General features: G+C 71.5%; 18 protein-coding genes. 7 read left to right on the plus strand and 11 right to left on the minus strand.

Annotated features, from left to right (window positions below; all coding sequences use genetic code 11):
* The first annotated feature begins 119 nt into the window (after positions 1–119).
* Positions 120–914 carry a metal-dependent hydrolase gene (locus tag A6P39_RS35445; protein WP_067052469.1) on the plus strand — a complete coding sequence of 265 codons (795 nt, stop codon included), beginning with the start codon at positions 120–122 and terminating at the stop codon, positions 912–914.
* A gap of 80 nt (positions 915–994) precedes the next feature.
* On the opposite strand, the gene A6P39_RS35450 is transcribed toward A6P39_RS35445, so the two are convergent.
* The 4 genes from A6P39_RS35450 to A6P39_RS35465 form a co-directional block, all read right to left on the minus strand.
* Entirely contained in the window at positions 995–1,258 is a 264-nt protein-coding gene (locus A6P39_RS35450; protein WP_067052472.1) for a type B 50S ribosomal protein L31, read from the minus strand.
* 42 nt (positions 1,259–1,300) lie between these two features.
* Positions 1,301–1,768 carry a DUF5709 domain-containing protein gene (locus A6P39_RS35455; RefSeq protein ID WP_067052474.1) on the minus strand — a complete coding sequence of 156 codons (468 nt, stop codon included), beginning with the start codon at positions 1,766–1,768 and terminating at the stop codon, positions 1,301–1,303.
* Positions 1,769–2,386: 618 nt separating this feature from the next.
* On the minus strand, positions 2,387–4,168 hold the full coding sequence (locus tag A6P39_RS35460; RefSeq protein ID WP_067052476.1) for an ABC transporter ATP-binding protein: 1,782 nt from the start codon (positions 4,166–4,168) through the stop codon (positions 2,387–2,389).
* Positions 4,165–5,970, minus strand: coding sequence for an ABC transporter ATP-binding protein (locus tag A6P39_RS35465; RefSeq protein ID WP_067052477.1), 1,806 nt, complete (start codon positions 5,968–5,970; stop codon positions 4,165–4,167). The genes A6P39_RS35460 and A6P39_RS35465 overlap by 4 nt, the downstream gene beginning before the upstream one ends.
* 331 nt (positions 5,971–6,301) lie before the next feature.
* Between A6P39_RS35465 and A6P39_RS35470 the strand changes: the two genes are divergently transcribed.
* Both A6P39_RS35470 and A6P39_RS35475 read left to right on the plus strand, forming a co-directional pair.
* Positions 6,302–7,021 (plus strand): hypothetical protein, encoded by a 720-nt coding sequence (locus A6P39_RS35470; RefSeq protein ID WP_067052652.1) that lies wholly within the window; start codon positions 6,302–6,304, stop codon positions 7,019–7,021.
* Between the two features lie 52 nt (positions 7,022–7,073).
* Entirely contained in the window at positions 7,074–8,684 is a 1,611-nt protein-coding gene (locus A6P39_RS35475; protein ID WP_199840940.1) for a peptide-N4-asparagine amidase, read from the plus strand.
* A 171-nt stretch (positions 8,685–8,855) separates the two neighbouring features.
* Here A6P39_RS35475 and A6P39_RS35480 read toward each other — a convergent pair whose 3' ends face one another.
* Complete coding sequence (locus tag A6P39_RS35480) at positions 8,856–9,329, minus strand: MarR family winged helix-turn-helix transcriptional regulator (RefSeq protein WP_067052481.1); 474 nt, start codon at positions 9,327–9,329, stop codon at positions 8,856–8,858.
* Between the two features lie 113 nt (positions 9,330–9,442).
* Here A6P39_RS35480 and A6P39_RS35485 point away from each other — a divergent pair, with 113 nt between their 5' ends.
* Both A6P39_RS35485 and mltG read left to right on the plus strand, forming a co-directional pair.
* A complete protein-coding gene (locus A6P39_RS35485) occupies positions 9,443–11,251 on the plus strand; it encodes an ABC transporter ATP-binding protein (protein ID WP_067052483.1) in 1,809 nt (602 codons plus the stop codon).
* Between the two features lie 96 nt (positions 11,252–11,347).
* Positions 11,348–12,238, plus strand: coding sequence for an endolytic transglycosylase MltG (mltG, locus tag A6P39_RS35490; protein WP_067052485.1), 891 nt, complete (start codon positions 11,348–11,350; stop codon positions 12,236–12,238).
* A 12-nt stretch (positions 12,239–12,250) separates the two neighbouring features.
* Here the strand turns inward: mltG and A6P39_RS35495 are convergent, their stop codons facing one another.
* Complete coding sequence (locus A6P39_RS35495; protein WP_067052487.1) at positions 12,251–13,330, minus strand: NAD(P)-binding domain-containing protein; 1,080 nt, start codon at positions 13,328–13,330, stop codon at positions 12,251–12,253.
* Positions 13,331–13,479: 149 nt separating this feature from the next.
* Positions 13,480–14,370, minus strand: a complete 891-nt coding sequence (locus A6P39_RS35500) for a helix-turn-helix transcriptional regulator (RefSeq protein ID WP_067052489.1) — start codon at positions 14,368–14,370, stop codon at positions 13,480–13,482.
* A gap of 269 nt (positions 14,371–14,639) precedes the next feature.
* On the opposite strand from A6P39_RS35500, the gene A6P39_RS35505 reads away from it, so the two are divergent.
* Positions 14,640–15,656 (plus strand): zinc-dependent alcohol dehydrogenase family protein, encoded by a 1,017-nt coding sequence (locus A6P39_RS35505; RefSeq protein ID WP_067052491.1) that lies wholly within the window; start codon positions 14,640–14,642, stop codon positions 15,654–15,656.
* 186 nt (positions 15,657–15,842) lie between these two features.
* On the opposite strand, the gene A6P39_RS35510 is transcribed toward A6P39_RS35505, so the two are convergent.
* From A6P39_RS35510 to A6P39_RS45625, 4 genes are all read right to left on the minus strand, one after another.
* Positions 15,843–16,856: an ABC transporter substrate-binding protein gene (locus A6P39_RS35510; RefSeq protein ID WP_199840941.1), complete on the minus strand. Its 1,014-nt coding sequence runs from the start codon at positions 16,854–16,856 to the stop codon at positions 15,843–15,845.
* 108 nt (positions 16,857–16,964) lie between these two features.
* On the minus strand, positions 16,965–17,744 hold the full coding sequence (locus A6P39_RS35515) for an ABC transporter ATP-binding protein (protein ID WP_067052495.1): 780 nt from the start codon (positions 17,742–17,744) through the stop codon (positions 16,965–16,967).
* Positions 17,717–18,616 carry an ABC transporter permease gene (locus A6P39_RS35520; RefSeq protein WP_067052497.1) on the minus strand — a complete coding sequence of 300 codons (900 nt, stop codon included), beginning with the start codon at positions 18,614–18,616 and terminating at the stop codon, positions 17,717–17,719. Before A6P39_RS35520 ends, A6P39_RS35515 begins: the two co-directional genes overlap by 28 nt.
* Positions 18,617–18,860: 244 nt before the next feature.
* The gene (locus A6P39_RS45625) at positions 18,861–18,944 is read right to left on the minus strand and encodes a putative leader peptide (protein ID WP_349817350.1); all 84 of its coding nucleotides are present in this window, start codon (positions 18,942–18,944) and stop codon (positions 18,861–18,863) included.
* 121 nt (positions 18,945–19,065) lie between these two features.
* Here A6P39_RS45625 and A6P39_RS35525 point away from each other — a divergent pair, with 121 nt between their 5' ends.
* Entirely contained in the window at positions 19,066–19,488 is a 423-nt protein-coding gene (locus A6P39_RS35525; RefSeq protein ID WP_067052499.1) for a secondary thiamine-phosphate synthase enzyme YjbQ, read from the plus strand.
* Positions 19,489–19,697: the final 209 nt, after the last annotated feature.

Here is a 19,697-nt window from a genome sequence, read left to right on the forward strand (position 1 = left end):
CGAGAGGGGAATCGGCTGTGGGTACGAAGATCACGGCAGCTACGCTGTGTCGCCGACGGCGCGTCAGCGCGCCGGGTCAACTGGACAGCGGCACACGAGGAACGGGGCGGGAAGCGGCCATGATGGGACCAGCACATTCACTGTCGGGGGCCGCGGCCTGGCTCGGTGTCGGAGCGGCGGCTGCCGCGGCCGGTCACCCGATGCCCTGGCCGGTTCTCCTTGTCGGTGCCCTGATCTGTGCCGGCGCTGCGCTCGCCCCCGACCTCGACCACAAGGCGGCGACGATCTCGCGCTCCTTCGGGCCGATCTCCCACACGATCTGCGAGATCGTGGACAAGCTGTCCCACGCCGTCTACAAGGCGACCAGGATGAAGGGCGACCCGCGCCGCAACGGCGGTCACCGCACGCTGACGCACACCTGGGTGTGGGCGGTCCTGATCGGCGCCGGCTGTTCGGCTGCGGCGATCACGGGGGGCCGCTGGGCGGTGCTGGCGATCCTGTTCGTGCACATGGTGCTGGCGATCGAGGGTCTGCTGTGGCGGGCTGCCCGGGGCTCCAGCGCCGATGTCCTGGTCTGGCTCCTGGCGGCGACCAGCGCGTGGATCCTCGCGGGGATCCTGGACAAGCCCGGCAACGGCTCCGACTGGTTGCTCACCGCGCCCGGCCAGCAGTACCTGTGGCTGGGACTGCCGGTCGTACTGGGTGCGCTGGTGCACGACATCGGGGACGCGCTGACCGTGTCCGGCTGCCCGATCCTGTGGCCCATTCCGGTGGGCCGCAAGCGCTGGTATCCGCTGGGGCCCCCGAAGGCGATGCGGTTCCGGGCCGGCAGCTGGGTGGAGCTGAAGGTGCTGATGCCCGCGTTCATGCTGCTGGGCGGCGTGGGCTGCGCGGCCGCGCTCAATGTGATCTGACTCGCGGGCCCCGGCCGCGGGGCGGTCACTGTGGCCTGTCCCTGCGCTGCGGCCCGGAGGGGCAAAGTGCCCGCCCCCGGTCAGCCGGCCTCGCCCGGCTCCGCCCCGCCGTACCGGCGCTCGAAGCGGGCGATGCGGCCCTCGGTGTCGACCGTACGGGCCTTGCCCGTGTAGAAGGGGTGGCTCTCCGAGGAGATCTCCACGTCGATCACCGGGTAGCTCTCTCCGTCGTCCCACTCGATGGTCTGCTCACTCTGCGCGGTCGAGCGGGTCAGGAACGCGTATCCGGCGGCACGGTCACGGAAGACCACGGGGTGGTAGTCGGGGTGCTTGTCCTGCGGCATGGCGGCTCCTCGTACGGGGCGGGCAGGCAGGGGGCGGGCGGGTCAGCCGGACAGGGAGTCCTCGTCGACGATGTGCATCGCGGCCTCCTCGGCGGAGGCGGCGGCGCCGTCGATTCCGACGTCGGTGGCGACCAGAGCGGCCTCGTCGTCCTCGTGCGCCCCCTCGTCGGGGGCCACCAGCCGGCCGGAGCGGAGGTTGCCGACCTCGTTGTCCAGAAGTTCCCCGTCGGCGTCGCAGTCACCGATGTCGTCGCCGTCGGGCGTGACGAGGTCGGGCTGCTCCTCGGCCAGTCGCTGGTCCAGGGTCTCGCCCGCCTGGCGCTCGGCAGCCGTCACACCGGTGTGTTCCACCGCCCACGGCCGCTCGGGAGGGGACCAGCCGCGGTCGAGCGGGTCGTCGACGCCGTCGAAATCCAGTGTGTCCTCGACGTCGAGCACCCCCGAGTCCTCCCGGATCTCCGAGGAATCGGGCTGGTAGACGTCGTCCCCCCAGCCGTCGGCGCTGTCCACGAGTACCTCCAGGTGGTGAGGACGGCCGCATACCGCCGCAGCGGATGGCGGGCCGCCGGCATGCGCGGCGCGGATGTCACACGCCGCGAACGAGGTGGTTCGCCGGCGCTTCCCGAACCGGTGCCGCTCTCCAGCCTTCCACCCCGGCTCGGCACCGCGCAACGGCACGGCACCCGGCCAGGGCCCGGGACCGCACACCAGAGCCCGACAGCGCCCGAAGCCTGCCGCTCACCCGAGGGCCGGGCGTCAGATGCTCGGGCTCCGGCAGGGCCCGTCGCGCCCCTGTCGGCCGGGGCGCGGCTGCCCCGCGGGCGCCGGCCTCCCGGCGTCCGGCGGCCGCTCGTCCCAGTCACGGCAGAGCCCGCCGGGCCCCGGCCGACCAGGGCCCGGCGGGTACACGCTCCGGATTCGGAAGAAGCCGCCGCGCGCCGGTCCGCCGAAGCCCGGTGGCCCCGCGCCCCCGTCGTCGAAGCCGCGCCGGCGCCAGGGATCCCGTGCGGTCAAGGCACCGTGACCCCGGTGCCCACTGCCACCAGCACGGCCACCCTGGCCGCGGTGACCGGGCCGCCCGGTGGAATCTCCGCCGTGATCCCGGTCACCGGTGGTACCCGTGGAGCCTCACCCGTGCCAGGACCGCCACAGGGCCGCGTACGCGCCGTTCGCCGTGACCAGTTCGTCATGGCTGCCCAGCTCGCTGATCCGGCCGCTCTCCACGACGGCGATCACGTCGGCGTCGTGGGCCGTGTGCAGACGGTGGGCGATGGCGACCACCGTGCGGCCGTCCAGGACGCGGGCCAGGGAGCGTTCCAGGTGGCGTGCCGCGCGCGGATCGAGCAGCGACGTCGCCTCGTCCAGTACCAGCGTGTGCGGATCGGCGAGCACCAGCCGGGCCAGCGCGATCTGCTGGGCCTGCGCCGGGGTGAGCGCCAGGCCGCCGGAGCCGACCTCGGTGTCCAGACCGTCGTCCAGGGCCCGTGCCCAGCCGTGCGCGTCGACCGCGCCCAGGGCTGCCCACAGCTCGGCGTCGGTGGCACCGGTGCGGGCCAGCAGAAGGTTGTCGCGCAGGGAGCCGACGAAGACGTGGTGTTCCTGGTTCACCAGGGCGACGTGCGAGCGGACGCGTTCGGCCGGCATCCGGGACAGCTCCGCGCCGCCCAGGGTGATCCTGCCGCCTCGGGGTGCGTAGATCCCTGCGAGCAGCCTGCCCAGCGTGGACTTGCCCGCCCCCGAGGGACCGACCAGGGCCAGCCGGGTGCCCGGCGCGACCTCCAGCGAGACCTTGCGGAGCACGTCGACGCCCTCGCGGTAACCGAAGTGCACCTGGTCCGCGTGTACGTCTCGTCCGTCCGGAGCCAGCGCAGCGTCCCCGGCTTCCGGTTCGATGTCCCGCACACCGACCAGGCGGGCCAGCGACACCTGGGCGACCTGCACCTCGTCGTACCAGCGCAGGATCAGGTTCACCGGGTCGACGAGCATCTGCGCGATCAGGGCGCCGGTGGTCAGCTGGCCCACCCCGATCCAGCCGCGCAGGACGAAGACACCGCCGATCATCAGGACCGAGCCGAGCACGATGACGTGGACGGCGTTGATGACGGGGAAGAGCACGGACCGCAGCCACAGGGTGTAGCGCTCCCAGGACGTCCACTCCTTGATCCGCCGCTCCGACAGGGCGACGCGGCGGGCGCCCAGGCGGTGGGCCTCGATGGTGTGGCCCGCGTCCACGGTTTCGGCGAGGGCGGCGGCGACGGCGGCGTACCCGGCGGCCTCGGAGCGGTAGCCGGAGGGCGCCCGCTTGAAGTACCAGCGGCAGCCGGCCAGCAGTACCGGCACGGCGAGCAGCACGGCGGGCGCGAGGGGCGGGGCCGTCACGACGAGCCCGCCGAGCAGCAGCAGCGCCCACACGGCACCGATCGCCAGCTGCGGCACGGCTTCGCGCATCGCGTTGGCCAGGCGATCGATGTCGGTGGTGATGCGGGAGAGCAGGTCACCGGTGCCCGCCCGTTCGAGCACGCCCGGCGGCAGCCCGACGGACCGGACGAGGAAGTCCTCGCGCAGGTCGGCCAGCATCCGCTCGCCGAGCATGGCACCCCGCAGCCGCACCTGCCGTACGAACACGGCCTGTACGGCCAGCGCGAGCACGAACACCGCGGCGGTCGGCCCCAGTTGAACGTCCCCCGAGCGGTCGGACACCCGCTGGACCAGGCCGCCGAGCAGGTACGGGCCCACCATGGAGGCGATCACGGCCGCCGTGTTGACGGCGATGAGCAGCAGGAAGGACCGGCGGTGCCGGCGGAACAGCTCGGCGACGTAGGCGCGCACGGTGGTGGCCGCGCCGACGGGCAGGGTGGTGGCGGTCGTCGGGGCCGCCGGGTCGTACGCCGGTGGCGCAACGCCGATCATGCTCTCTCCTCGATCTCTTCCAGTTCCTGGCGGGCGCCGACCAGGGCGCCCTCGTCGGCCGTGGCCGGCTCTTCGTCCGTTTCGCGCGTCACCACGGCCCGGTATCGCGGTTCGCTGTCGACCAGTTCGCGGTGCACGCCGATCGCGACGACCTCGCCCTCGTGGACCAGGGCGACCCGGTCCGCGCGGTCGAGCAGCAGCGGGGAGGAGGTGAACACCACCGTCGTGCGGCCCGAGCGCAGCCGGCGCAGCCCGTCCGCGATCCGTGCCTCGGTGTGCGAGTCGACCGCGGAGGTCGGCTCGTCCAGCACCAGCACCTCGGGGTCGGTCACCAGCGACCGGGCCAGCGCGAGCCGCTGGCGCTGGCCGCCGGACAGGGAGCGGCCGCGCTCGGTGATCCGGGCATCCATCGGGTCGGCGGCGCCCAACGACCCCTGCACCAGCGCGTCGAGCACGTCCTCGCACTGCGCCGCGGCCAGGGCGTCCTTGGCCGGTACGGCGCCGGAGGCGGGCACGTCGAGCAGTTCGCGCAGGGTGCCGGACAGCAGGACCGGGTCCTTGTCCTGGACGAGGACGGCGGTTCGTGCGCTGTCCAGCGGGAGTTCGTCCAAGGCGACTCCGTCGAGCAGCACCGAGGAGCCCGGTTCGGCGGGGTGGCCGCCCAGCCGCTCCGCCAGGCGCCCCGCCGCGTCGGGGTCGCCGCAGACCACAGCGGTGAGACGGCCGGCGGGAGCGAGCAGACCGGTGTCGGGGTCGTACAGATCTCCGGTGGGCACCTCGGCCGCGCGGCTGCCGTCGGTGTCCGTGGCGCGCTCCAGCGACAGTACGCGGGCCGCCCGTTTGGCCGACGGACGGGAGAAGGAGTACGCCATGGCGATCTCTTCGAAGTGCCGCAGCGGGTAGTTGAGGATCATGACCGCGCTGTAGACGGTGACGAGTTCACCGACCGTGATCCGGCCCTGGCGGGCCAGGTGGACGCCGTGCCAGACGACGACGATGAGCAGCAGTCCGGGCAGCAGCACCTGGATGGCGGAGATCAGCGACCACATCCGGGCGCTGCGCACCGCGGCGTGCCGTACCTCCTGCGAGGCCCGGCGGTAGCGGTCGAGGAACAGCTCCTCGCCGCCGATGCCGCGCAGCACGCGCAGCCCGGCGACCGTGTCCGAGGCCAGCTCGGTGGCCCGGCCCGCCTTCTCGCGCTGCACATCGGCGCGGCGTGTGGCCCGGGGCAGCAGTGGCAGGACCGCGAGCGCCACGACGGGCAGCCCGACCGCGACGACCACGCCCAGGGCGGGCTGGTAGAGGAGGAGACCGGCACCGACCACGACGACCGTGAGCGCGGCCGCGGTGAACCGGGAGACCGCCTCGACGAACCAGCCGATCTTCTCGACGTCGCCGGTGGACACGGCCACCACCTCGCCGGCCGCGACCCGCCGGGTCAGGGCGGAGCCGAGCTGGGAGGCCTTGCGGGCCAGCAGTTGCTGGACCCGGGCGGCGGCCGTGATCCAGTTGGTGACGGCGGTTCGGTGCAGGAAGGTGTCGCCGACGGCGATGCCCGTGCCGCACAGCAGCATCAGACCGCCTGTCAGAGCGAGCCGGGTGCCGGAGCGGTCGACGACCGCCTGCACGGCGAGGCCGACGCAGAACGGCAGGGCGGAGACGGAGACGAAGTGCAACAGGCCCCAGGCGAGCGACTTCAGCTGCCCGCCGAGCTGGTTGCGCCAGAGCCACCACAGGAATCGGGGGCCCGAACGTGCGTCCGGGACCCCCGGATCGGAATACGGAAGGTCTTGAATCTGCATGACGTCCCAGTGGCTCGTGTCAGGGAGGGGGAGACGGTGAGATGTGCCAACAAGCCGTGAAAGGTTCGCTTCGCAGAGTGGTGAATTTCAAACGGTTTTCCCGACGGGGCCGACGAATCCACCGGCTTCCGGCCAGCGGGCCCCTCGATGCCGGGGCGAGGCGGAGACCCGCGCCAGGACACCGTCGGCGTCGGCGGCCGGGTGATCCGACTCCCCCCCCAGGTCACCCCGCGATGCTGTCAGCCAATCCGGTGAAATGCCCGGAATAATCACATTATCGATCGCTGTGTGATGCCACCATGGTCGTGTGCAGATCTACAGCGTGCGGCTCATGACGGCCGCGGTGACGGCGTTCGGGGCTCTCCTGGCGGCCCTGTCCGGGTGCGGCAGCGACAGATCCGGTCCTGTCGACGCCGGCGGTGCGCAAGGTCCCCGCCATCCGGTCGTCTCGGCCCTGCCCGCGACCGACCCGACCCGTATCCCGGGCGTCGGTGACCGGCTGCAGCGGCGGATCCCCAGCGACTCCGGTCAGGTCCTGGCGGTGTACGGCAGGGGCGAGGATTCACCCGACTCCACGGTCGTGCTGTACACGAAGGAAGGTCCGGAGTGGCGGCCGGTGGCCCGTTGGGACGCACACAATGGCCGGAACGGCTGGACCACGGACCACCATTCGGGCGACGACCGCAGTCCCGTGGGCGTGTTCGGCCTCTCGTACGCGGGCGGCGTGCTCGACGACCCCGGCAGCAGGCTCCCGTACGATCAGGACGCGTACGCCTACGCGCCGACGATCCAGGGCGAGGCGTACGAGCACGTCTTCGACTACGTCATCGCCATCGACTACAACCGCCGGCCGGGCACGGTGCCGCACGACCCCGTCCGCCCCCTGGGTGACGACAAGGGCGGCGGCATCTGGCTGCACCTCGACCACGGCGACGGCACGTCCGCCTGTGTCAGCGTCCCCGAGGACGCGATGAGGTTCCTGCTGCGCACGCTGGACCCGGACATGCACCCGGTCATGGTGATGGGGGACGAGAAGGAGTTGAGCGCCTGACGCGACGAGGCGTCATTGCGGGGCGGGGCCGACTGCCCGTAGAACACGGGCCATGAGAAGACGGATAGTCATGTCCATGCTCGCCGGGGCGACCCTCATGGCGAGCGCGCTCTTCGGCACCGGGGCCGCCACCGCCCAAGCGGCCGATGTCCCGGCCGAGTTCGGCACGGACTGGCACGACCCGGTCACCGCGGCACCGCCGGTCGACCGGCCGCAGACCACATCGTGCCAAGTCGACCTGGCCGACGCGCAGTTCCGCGACTTCACGCCCTATCGCGGGACGTACACCCCGCCCCAGGGCTGCGGCGACCACTGGAGCAAAGTCGTCCTGCGGCTCGACGGCAAGGTGAAGGGCCGCCAGTACGACCGGCTCGGCTATGTGCACGTCGGCGGGGTCGAGATCCTGCGCACCTCCACCCCGGAGCCCTCGCCCGACGGCATCGAGTGGCACGTCGAGAAGGACGTCACGCGCTACAGCGACACCTTCCGCAGCGCTCAGGACGTCGAGATGCTGATCGGCAACGTCGTGGACGACACGTACACCGGCGTCCTCGACGTGCACGTCACGCTGACCTTCTACGCGGGCCGCCCCGCCGAGCGGACCCCCGACCGCGTCCTGACCCTCGCCGACACACCCGGCGGTACGACCCTGACCGCTCCGCGCAACAGCGAGCGCATCGTCGCCGAGGTCTACGCGACCGGTTCGGGCGGCGGCTGCGAGGAGTTCTGGTACCTCACCGTGGCCGACCCGGCGTCGTACTCCTGCAAGGCCGATCACGGCCCCTACCGTGAGGTGCAGATCAAGGTCGACGGCCAACTCGCAGGAATCGCTTCGCCGTTCCCGAACGTCTGGACCGGCGGCTGGTCCGACCCCTTCCTCTGGTACGTCATCCCCGCGCCGGGTGCCTTCGACGTACGGCCCGTCCAGTACGACCTCACGCCGTTCGCGGGCCTCCTCGACGACGGCCGTCCGCACCGCGTCGAGGTCTCCGTCGTCGGCGTGCCCGCGGGGCAGCAGGGCTGGAGCACACCGGTGAACGTGCTGGTCTGGCAGGACGCGCACCGCGCCCGCCTCACCGGCGCGCTCACCGCGGACCGGGCGACGGACATCGCCAACTCGTCCGTCTACACACCTGGTCCGGAGAACCGGGTGAACACCGAGGCCGGACACCGCCTCACCGTCTCCGGGTACCTGGACACCTCGCACGGCCGCGTGACGACGACCGTCACCCGCGCGCTGGCCAACACCTCCGTGCACCGCTGGACCGACGGTGAGAACACGGACGCACTGGACGCGACCTGGACCGACGACGAGACGGTCACCACTGGCGGACACGGCCCTGCACGCACGACGCACACGCACCGGACGTACAGCCTGAACGGCACGACGACCATCGGCGCGGACAACAGGCTGCGCACGGTGCTGACGCTCGGCGACCGCGCGTCGGTGACGGAGCGACGGGACGGCCGGCGCACCGCGTGGTCGTGGCTGGATGACACCTACGGCGGTGACGCGGCGTACACGATCAACGTCCCGCGCGACCAGCGGCACGCGGTGGGCACGTCGAGCGAGCGCTATCGGCTCCACGGCTCCGGTGGCTGCTACGACCGTTCGTTGGCCACGTCTCAGGGGGTGCTGACGGAGGACCGCGAGCGCTGCTGAGCGCGGCGGTGCGGGAAGAGTTCGGAGAGCCGGCAGGTCGAATCCGTGGTGCCGGTCCGGCCGTCCGCGAAGGAGCCGGCTGCGGAGGCCGGCTGACGCCCTTGTCCGAAGCGCAGGCCCCCTCCGCCCACCGGTGGAGCGGGGCCACGGTGCTGTCGTGGAGTGTGCCGGTCAGCAGCTCTTGGCCGTTTCCCCGCCGAAGTCCTTGGACGTCTCCCCGTCGATCAGCGTGTCCAGCAGCACGCCCAGCACCTCGCGCTCCTTCCCGGTCAGCGGAGCGAGTATCTCCTCGGCCGCGGACCGGCGGGCGCCGCGCAGCTCGCGCAGGGTCGCCCGCCCCTCGTCGGTCAGCTCGATCCGGGTCACGCGCCGGTTCGCCGGATCCGCCGCCCGCCGGACCTTCCCGCTCGCCTCCAGCCCGTCGACCAGCGTCGTCACCGCGCGCGGCACCACCTCCAGACTCTCGGCGAGGTCGGCCATGCGCGGGGGCGAGGGGTAGTGCGCGAGGGTGCGCAGCAGCCGGGACTGGGCCGGGGTGACGCCCAGATCGCGCTGTTCCAGATGGCGCTTCTGGATGCGGTGCACCCGGCGGGTGAGTCGCAGCAGCTGCTCGGCGAGCAGGCCGGCGGAATCGGGGGTGCTCATGCGGGAACAATATCAGGATGCCGTTCATTGTGAGTATAGGTAACAATGAGCTATGATCCATCAGTCATCGTCGGCCGACCCTTGACCGGCGCAGTTCACCTCCGTAGGAGCCCATGCACCCCGACCGTGAACCATCCTGGACCCCGCCTGCCGAAGCCAAGGAACAGCCCCGGCAGGTGCGCCGCATCCTGAAGCTCTTCCGCCCCTACCGTGGGCGGCTCGCGATCGTCGGCCTGCTGGTCGGCGCCTCCTCGCTGGTCTCGGTGGCCACGCCGTTCCTGCTGAAGGAGATCCTCGACGTCGCGATCCCCCGGGGCCGCACCGGCCTGCTGAGCCTGCTCGCGCTCGGCATGATCCTCAGCGCGGTCCTCTCCAGCGTCTTCGGCGTGCTGCAGACGCTGATCTCGACCACCGTCGGCCAGCGCGTCATGCACGATCTGCGCACCGCCGTCTACGGCCGGCTGCAGCGCATGTCGCTCGCCTTCTTCACCCGCACCCGCACCGGCGAGGTGCAGTCCCGCATAGCCAATGACATCGGCGGCATGCAGGCCACCGTCACTTCCACGGCCACCTCTCTGGTCTCCAATGTCACCAGCGTGGTCGCCACGGTCGTCGCGATGGTCGCCCTCGACTGGCGGCTCACGGTCGTCTCGCTGCTTCTGCTGCCGGTGTTCGTGTGGATCAGCCGCCGTGTGGGCAACGAACGCAAGAAGATCACCACCCAGCGACAGAAGCAGATGGCCGCCATGGCCGCCACGGTCACCGAGTCGCTCTCGGTCAGCGGCATCCTGCTCGGCCGCACCATGGGCCGTTCGGACTCGCTGACCGCGTCCTTCGCCGAGGAGTCCGAGCGCCTGGTCGACCTCGAGGTGCGGTCGAACATGGCCGGGCGCTGGCGCATGGCCGTGATCACGATCGTCATGGCCGCGATGCCGGCCGTCATCTACTGGACGGCAGGCCTGGCCCTGCAGTTCGGCGGCCCGAAGGTCTCGCTCGGCACCATCGTGGCCTTCGTCTCGCTCCAGCAGGGACTGTTCCGCCCGGCCGTGGGGCTGCTCGCGACCGGCGTCCAGATCCAGACCTCCCTCGCGCTCTTCCAGCGCATCTTCGAGTACCTCGACCTGCCGATCGACATCACCGAGCGAGAGCGGCCCGTCCACCTCGACCAGATCAAGGGTGAAGTCCGCCTGGAGGACGTCGAGTTCCGCTACGACAAGGACGACAAGGGCCGCCCGGTCCTCGACGGCATCGACGTCACGGTCCCGGCCGGCGCCAGCCTCGCCGTCGTCGGCCCCACCGGCGCCGGCAAGTCCACGCTCGGCTATCTGGTGCCCCGGCTCTACGACGTCACCGGCGGTCGCGTCACCCTGGACGGCTTCGACGTCCGTGACCTCGACTTCGACACCCTCGCGCGCGCGGTCGGCGTGGTCTCGCAGGAGACGTACCTCTTCCACGCCTCCGTCGCGGAGAACCTGCGCTTCGCCAAGCCGGACGCCACCGACGAAGAGCTGCACGCGGCGGCCAGGGCCGCGCAGATCCACGACCACATAGCCGCGCTCCCCGATGGCTATGACACGGTCGTCGGCGAACGCGGTCACCGCTTCTCCGGCGGCGAGAAGCAACGTCTCGCCATAGCCCGCACCATCCTGCGCGATCCGCCGGTCCTCATCCTCGACGAGGCGACCAGCGCGCTCGACACCCGCACGGAAGCCGCGGTCCAGGAGGCCATCGACGCCCTGTCGGCCGACCGGACGACGATCACCATCGCCCACCGCCTGTCCACGATCCGCGGCTCCGACCAGATCGTGGTGCTGGACTCCGGCCATGTCGCCGAGCGCGGTACGCACGAGGAACTGCTGGAGCTGGACGGGCGGTACGCCGCGCTGGTGCGCCGGGACGCACAGCTGGAACCGGCCGGTTGAACCCGCTGTATCCGCGGGCATTCGGCCGGCCGACGCTGTGACCGACAAGCCGAACATGTGCCGGATTTGGCGGGATATGCGTATTAACGTTCCTGTATGCAGACGAAGATTCCGCCGCGGAGCACGATCCGACTGACACGCCGGGGCCGGATCGTCCTCGCCGTGGCCGGCGCCGTCGTGGCCGCTGCCGTCGTGGCGGTGCCGCTGCTCATGCCGGACGGCGGCCCAGGGGAGGCCGGACCCGCTGCGCTGGTCATCCCGGAGGGCTGGCGCGCGAGCCAGGTGTACGACGCCATCGACAAGGCCCTCAGGCTGCCTTCGGGCAGCGCCCGCAAGTCCCTCGGAAAGGCGGGCCTGAGCCTGCCGGGCGACGCCGGGGGCAACCCGGAGGGGTATCTCTTCCCGGCGGCGTACCCGTTGCGGCAGGGAGCGACGCCCGAATCCCTGCTGCGCTCCATGGTCGACACCGCGAACAGCAGGTTCAGCGCGCCGCCGATCGCCGCCGGGGCGCAGCGCAACGCGCTGAGCATCTACCAGACCGTCACCATCGCCAGCATCGTCCAGGCCGAGGCCGCGACGAATGCGGACATGGGCAAGGTCGCCCGGGTGATCTTCAACCGGCTGGAGCGCGGGAGGCCGTTGCAGATGGACTCCACGCTCAACTACGCACTCCACCGCAACACCGTCCGTACCAGCGAGGACGACACCCGCATCGAGAGCCCGTACAACTCCTACGAGCGCATGGGCCTGCCGCCGACGCCGATCGACAACCCCGGCGAGCAGGCGATGCGCGCCGTACTCAACCCGACGCCGGGCCGCTGGCTGTACTTCGTCACGGTCAAGCCGGGGGACACCCGCTTCTCCGTCGACTACGCGACGCACTTGCGCAATGTGGCGGAGTTCAACGCCCTCCAGCAGGGCGCGGGGCAGGCGCACGGCCGCAGCCCTGACGGGTCGTCGGGCTCGGCCCGGCCGTCGGTCCGCTGAGCCGGCGCAGCGTCACGCGGCGGCCGGCTCCTCCTCGGCCAGCAGCCGCCTGATGTCCCGGACGGCCGCGCGTCCGGCCCGGTTTGCGCCGATCGTGCTGGCGGAGGGGCCGTAGCCGACGAGATGGACACGGGGATCGGCCAAGGCCCGCGTGCCCTCGACACGGATCCCGCCACCCGGCTCGCGCAGCCGCAGCGGGGTGAGGTGGTCCAGCACGGCGCGGAACCCGGTGGCCCAAAGGATCACATCGGCCTCGACACGGCGCCCGTCGTTCCACTCCACGCCGTCCGGCGTGATCCGGTCGAACATCGGCTGCCGGTCCAGGACCCCGTCCGCGAGACCCTGCCGGATGACGTCGTTGAGGGGTAGCCCGGTGACCGAGACCACACTGCGCGGGGGCAGCCCCTGCCGCACGCGCTCCTCGACCAGCGCGACCGCCGAACGGCCCGCCTCCTGGTCGAACGGCCCCTCGCGGAACACCGGAGGCCGACGGGTGACCCAGGTAGTCGCGGCCGCGTAGGGGGCCAGTTCCAGCAGGTGCTGGGTGCCCGAGGCGCCGCCGCCCACGACCACGACCCGCTGCCCGGCGAACTCCTCGGGGCCGGCGTACTGCGCGGTGTGCAACTGCCGCCCGCGGAAGGTCTCCTGGCCGGGATAGCGGGGCCAGAACGGCCGGTCCCAGGTGCCGGTCGCGTTGATCAGCGTCCGCGTGGACCAGGTGCCCGCCGAGGTCTGCACGGACAGCCTGCCGCCCTCGCCCTCCCGGACGGCCCGTACGTCGACGGGCCGCCGCACCCGCAGGTCGAAGGCGCGCTCGTACCGGTCGAAGTACGCGCCGATGACCTCCGCCGAAGGCCGCGCCGGATCGGCGTCCGTCAACTCCATGCCGGGCAGCGCGTGCATCCCGTGCACCTTGCCGTACGTCAGCGAGGGCCACCGGAACTGCCAGGCACCGCCGGGCGCGGGGGAGTGGTCGAGCACCACGAAGTCACGGTCCGGTTCGAAACCGGTGCGTCGCAGGTGGTATGCGCTGGAAAGACCTGCCTGACCAGCGCCGATGACGACAACCTCGACCTCGCGCGATTCGTTCACGCTTCTACTAACCGGGGCGCGGGCACGGATCTTCCCGGAGCCGGCTGTCCGGCTCGACGTGGAGCAGCCGGAGAGGCGTGGTGGTGGCGCTTGGTGCCGTGGGCGCGCCGGAAGACGTCGTGGCGCACGGCTTGCGCGTATCAGTGCACTCAGCCGGTGGGGCGCTGTGCTGCCGGGTTCGCGTCTTCGGTGGCGGCCAGGGAGGCGAGCAGGCGTAGTCCCTCTTCCGAGGGGGAGCCGGGTTCGGCGGTGTAGATGGTCATGTTGAGCCCGGGTTCGGCGGCCAGGTCGAGGGACTCGTAGGCAAGGGTGAGGTCGCCGACCTCGGGGTGACGGAAGCGTTTGGTGCCGGTGCCGTGGCGGCGGACGTCGTGGGCGCCCCAGCGGGTGCGGAAGTCCTTGCTGCGGGTGGACAGCTCTCCGACGAGGTCGTGCAGGCCCTTGTCGTGGGGGTCCCGGCCGGCCTCGCGGCGCAGGATGGCCACCGCCATGCCGGCGAACAGGTCCCAGTCGGGGTAGAACCGGCGGGAGGCCGGGTCGAGGAACTGGAAGCGCCCCAGGTTCTGCCGGTTGTCGGGGTTCGCGAAGAGGTCGGTGTAGAAGGCGCGGGCGAGCCGGTTGGCGGCCAGGATGTCCATGCGGCCGTTGCCCACGACGGCGGGCCCCGCTGTGATCGCGTCGAGGGTCCATTGCAGGCTGCGGTGCGGGGTCCACTGCCGGGTGGTGGTGCGGCGCCGGGGGCGGGTGAGGGCGTCGGAGCCGTCGGCGGCCTGGGCCAGGTACAGGAGGTGGGCGCGTTCGACGTCGTCCAGCTGCAGCGCCCGGGCGACGGCTTCGAGCACGGCCGGGGAGACGCCGGCCAGGTTGCCCCGTTCGAGTTTCGCGTAGTACTCGACGCTCATGTCGGCCAGCGCGGCGACCTCGCTCCTGCGCAGGCCGGGCACGCGCCGCCGGGAACCGGCAGGCAGACCGGCCTGCTCCGGGGTGATCTTCGCTCGCCGCGAGGTGAGGAACTCGCGGACCTCCTCACGGTTGTCCATGTCTTCGACCGTACGGCCTGCCCGCCCCGGGAGGGATGTACTGCCAGTACACCTTTCGCTGGTAACTCGCTAACCGTCGGAATGAGCGGTTACCTGGAGCAGAGGTACTCCACGAGCGGGGCCTGCGCCTCGACGGGTACCCGGCCGGGCAGCGTGCGAAGGACAACGGCGCCCTCGACACGTCCCCGCCTCAAACCAGCACACGGCGACAGCGGCCGGCGGGCCGACCCGCGGGCCACGCCCCTCCAGCGAACGTAAGGACTTCCCCCATGCGCGGAGCAGTGATCCATGCCCCCGGCGATGTGCGCTTCGAGACCCTGCACGACCCGAAGATCCTGAAGCCGACCGATGCCATCATCCGCACGGCCGTCACCTGCGTGTGCGGCTCCGACCTGTGGCCCTGGCGCGGCCTGGACGCGACCGACGAGGCCCACCCCATGGGTCACGAGTACGTCGGCTTCGTCGAGGAGGTCGGAGCCGAGGTCACCGCCGTCAGGCCCGGCCAGTTCGTCGTCGGCTCGTTCGCGACCTCGGACAACACCTGCGCCAACTGTCGCAACGGCTGGCAGTCCAACTGCCTGAACCGCGAGTTCATGAGCACCTGCCAGGCCGACTACGTACGTATCCCCAACGCCCAGGGCACCCTGGTCGCCACCGACGAGGTGCCGGGCGAGGAGTTCTGGCCCGGCCTGCTGGCCGTCTCCGACGTGATGGGCACCGGCTGGTGGGCCGCCGAGGCCGCCGAGGTCAGGCCCGGCTCCACCGCGGTGGTCGTCGGTGACGGAGCGGTCGGCCTGTGCGCGGTGATCGCCGCGAAGGAGATGGGCGCGGAGCGGATCATCGCGATGAGCCGTCATGAGTCCCGCCAGAAGCTCGCCCGGGAGTTCGGCGCCACCGACATCGTCACCGAGCGCGGCGACGAGGGCGTCGCCCGGATCAAGGAGATGACCGGCGGCATCGGTGCCGATTCGGTCCTGGAGTGCGTCGGCACCGCTCAGGCCATGCAGCAGGCCCTGCACTCCGCGCGTCCCGGCGGCAACGTCGGCTTCGTCGGCGTCCCCCATGAGGTCGCCGTCGACGGCCAGGAACTGTTCTTCTCCCACGTCGGGCTGCGCGGCGGCCCCGCGCCCGTGCGCCGCTACCTGCCCGACCTGATCGACCGCGTCCTGTCGGGACGGATCAACCCGGGCAAGGTCTTCGACCTCACCCTGCCCCTGGAGCAGGTCGCCGAGGGCTACAAGGCGATGGACGAGCGCCGCGCCATCAAGGCCCTCCTCAAGCCCTGACCAACCCCTGACCCAAGCTCTGACCCCCGTCACCGACGAGGAGTACGCCGCCGCCCCGGCCACCGACCGACCCCCGGCCGCACCCCGGCCACCGCCCCCTGGCCGAGGAACATCTCCCGCATGCGCCTCGACGCCTACGCCGCACCCGCCGCCGCCGTACCCGTCGGCACGTTCGCCCGGGCCACGTCAGCCCCTGGCCGGGGTCGTCGACGGCGGCAGGCTGCCGTTGAACCTGGTGTCCACGAAGTCGCCGAAGTCCACCTTCTGCGGGATCAGCTTCAACTCGGTGAAGGCGTCGGCGATCTGTTGCTCGGAGGCGACGAGGGGTTTGTCGACGGCCACCGCGACGCGTGTGGAGTTGGTCCGCCGCACGGAGTCCAGCGCCACGTCGTACGGCAGACCGGTGTCCTTGGACCACACCTTGGCCCACTCGTCCTGATGGCCGTAGACCCAGGCCGTCGCCCGCCGCAGCCGGGTCAGGTAGTCCTTGATGACGGCGGCCTTCTTCGGGTCCTTCAGCGCGGAGGGCGCGGCCACCTGGAAGGTGAGCCCGTTGGTGACGCCCTCGCCGGTGGTCAGCACGCGGCCCCGCTTTGCCCGGAGGATCTGGGAGGTGTACGGGTCCCAGACCGCCCATGCGTCGACCTTGCCGGAGGTGAACGCGGCGAGCGCGTCGGCGGGCTGGAGGTACTTGACCTTGACGTCGGCGAGGCTGAGCCCGGCCGCCTTGAGCGAGGCGACGAGCTGGTAGTGCGCGGAGGAGCCCTGTGCGACGGCGACGGACTTGCCCTTGAGCTGCTGGGGTCCGGTCAGCCTGGAGCCGTTGGGCACGAGGATCGTGTCGCCCTTGGAGGTGCCGTGCCAGGCGGCCACGACGGAGATCTTCGAGCCGGCGCCGGCCGCGAAGACGGGCGGGGTGTTGCCGACACCGCCGATGTCGACGGCCCCCGCGTTCACGGCCTCCAGCAGCGGCGGACCGGAGGTGAAGGTGGACCACTTGATCTTGTAGTCCAGGTTCTTCAGCTCTCCCGCGGCACGCAGGATGGCCTCCGAACCGCCCTTCTGGTCACCGACGTTCAGTGTGACGGAGCCCTGGCCGTCGGTGACGGTGCCGGTGCTCGCGGACGAGTTCCCGCCGCAGGCGGTGAGCAGGAGCGCGAAGGGGAGGAGGGCTGCGGCGGGGGCGAGGCGTCGTCGCATGACGGTTCCGTTCATGTGCGAGGGATCGGGCGCAGGGGGATCGAGTAAGGCGGTATGGACTGCAGGGGGTGTCGAGCGCGGAGGATCCGGGCGCAGGGTTTCGAGGGGTCAGGCGGCTTCGGCTTCGGTGTCGGTGTGGACGCCGAGGCGTTCCAGCAAGCCGGCGCGGAGTGCGGCGAAGCGGGGGTCGGTGATCTCGCGCGGACGGCCGAGGTCGATGCGCTGCTCGTGGGCGATGCGGCCGCCGTCCATCACCAGGACGCGGTCGGCGAGCAGTACGGCCTCCTCGACGTCGTGCGTGACCAGCAGCACCGCGCAGCCCCGCTGCCGCCACAACTCCCCGACCAGCCGCTGGGCCCTGAGCCGGGTGAGCGCGTCGAGGGCGCCGAACGGCTCGTCGAGCAGCAGCAGATCGGGTTCGCGCACCAGGGCACGGGCGAGGGAGGCGCGCTGGGCCTCACCGCCGGACAGCGTCCTCGGCCAGGCGTTGGCCCGATGGCCGAGTCCGACCTCGTCCAACGCCCGCTCGGCGGCGGCGCGTTCGGGCTTTCCGGGCAGGCCGAGCAGGACGTTGCGCCAGACCCTCTTCCAGGGCATGAGCCGAGGTGCCTGGAAGGCGACGGCCCTGCGGCGCGGGACCAGTGCGGTGCCCCGGATGTCGCGGTCGAGGCCGGCGAGGATGCGCAGCAGCGTCGACTTGCCGCAGCCGCTGCGGCCGAGCAGGGCGACGAACTCGCCCGGCGCGATGTCGAGGTGCAGATCGTCGATGACGGTACGGCCGTCGAAGGAGCGGGTCAGCCCCTCGACGTGCACGGCCGTGGACACACCGGAAACACCGGACACCGCGGACTCCGTGGGGCTCACCGGCCGGTGAACGTCGGTCGCCATTGCAGCAGCAGCCTTTCGAGGGAACGGACGACGAAGTCGGCGAGCAGGCCGAGGAAGGCGTAGACGATCAGGCAGACCACGATCACGTCGGTCTGCAGGAAGTCCCGCGCCTGGACCATCAGGAAGCCGATCCCGGCGTCGGCGTTGACCTGCTCGGCGAAGACGAGCGCGAGCCAGGCGACACCGAGCGAGTACCGCAGCCCGGTCAGCGCGCCGGGCAGCGCACCCGGCAGGACGACATGCCGCACCAGCCCCCACCGGGACAGCCCCAACGACTCGCCCGCCTCGATGAGTTGGGCGTCCACGCCGCGGATCCCGGCGTAGACGTTGAGGTAGAGCGGGAAGGTGACGCCGAGCGTGATGATGGCGATCTTCGGGGCCTCGCCGATGCCGAACCAGATGATGAGCAGCGGAATGAGGCCCACGAACGGCACCGTCCGCAGCATCTGCACCGGCGCGTCCACCAGGTCCTCGCCGATCCTGAACAGCCCGGAGACCAGGGCGAGTCCGGTGCCCGTCAGGGTCCCGAAGAGCAGCCCGAGCGCCACGCGCTGCAAAGAGGTACCCATGGCCGACGGCAGTGAGCCGTCGCTGGTCAGATCCCAGCCGACCTGTGCGATCCGGCCCGGCGAGGCCAGTACGTCGGCCGTCAACACCCCGGTCGCGCTGAGGAGTTGCCACAGGGCCAGCAGCAGGATCGGGCCCGCGGTGCGGCGCAGCCAGCGGGGGATGCGGAGGGAGCGGGAGGAGGCGGGGACGACGGGCTGGAGATCGAGGGCGGGGCCGGCGATCTCCGTTCCGGAATCCTTTGATGCGGATATACCGGAAATGTCGGGTCCTGTAGAGCTGGGTGGGGCATGGCTGATGCTCATGGATGCTCCGCGAGGAGAGGGCGAGCGTGAGTAGGACCGAAAGGGGGCGCCGACGCGGGAGGCTGTCGTCTCAAGCGCGTCGAGACGGCTGTCCCGGCTGCCCCGACTGTCCCAGCTGTCCCGGGGGTACGGGGTGCAGGGGATTCAGCTGGTCACGGGTGAGCGGGAGCGGCGACAGAGTGTGCCGGAAGCCGGGACCAAAGCCGGAAACCGAAAGCCGGAAGGGTGAGGTGGGAGAAGGGCGTCAGCAGCCGCGGCGACACGCGGCGGAAGCCACCCGTAGCAGGTCGATGTGACCGCGCGTGGTGAGCAGGGCTGAACGCAACATGCGGCAGAACGTAGCCAGATGGGCGTGCCACGGTCAATGGTGTCTCGCCTTGTGGACCTCGCGTACCAGAAAGCGGTCGCGCCACAGAGGGGGAATCCGGCGTATGGGTCAGGATGGGGGCATGCCAGATGCCTTCACCACCCGAGTTCTGCACGTCGCCACCGGCTCCCGGGAGCGGGTCGTCGACCTCACCTCCGACTGCGACGACTTCCTGCGCGAGGCGGCGGCCGGGCGTGACGGTCTGCTCAGCCTCTTCGTCCCGCACGCCACCGCGGGGATCGCCGTCATCGAGACGGGCTCCGGCAGCGACGACGACCTCCTCGCCACCCTGCACACCCTCCTCCCCGCCGACGACCGCTGGCAGCACCGTCATGGCAGCCCCGGTCACGGCCGTGACCACGTCCTGCCGGCCCTCGTCCCGCCGCACGCGACCCTCCCGGTCATCGGCGGCCGCCTGGAGCTGGGTACCTGGCAGTCGGTGTGCCTGGTGGACACCAACCGCGACAATCCCGAGCGCAAGGTCCGGCTGAGCTTCCTCGGCTGACGTCGCGTGCCGGATCCGTAGCGTCGCCAGGCCGGTGCAGCGGGCGGTGCGTGTGACGACCTCGGGCGTTCACGGCGACGGCGATGACCACTTCTTCCGTGCCCCGACGCCGCTGAACGGCTCCCCATAACGCGATGTTGTGGGGATCCGGGAGCTGGCCGTGAGGGGCGACCGGCTCCACCCTTGGCGCAAGCCGCTGTGAAATGTCA

It is taken from the genome of Streptomyces sp. FXJ1.172 (assembly GCF_001636945.3).
Classification (GTDB): domain Bacteria; phylum Actinomycetota; class Actinomycetes; order Streptomycetales; family Streptomycetaceae; genus Streptomyces.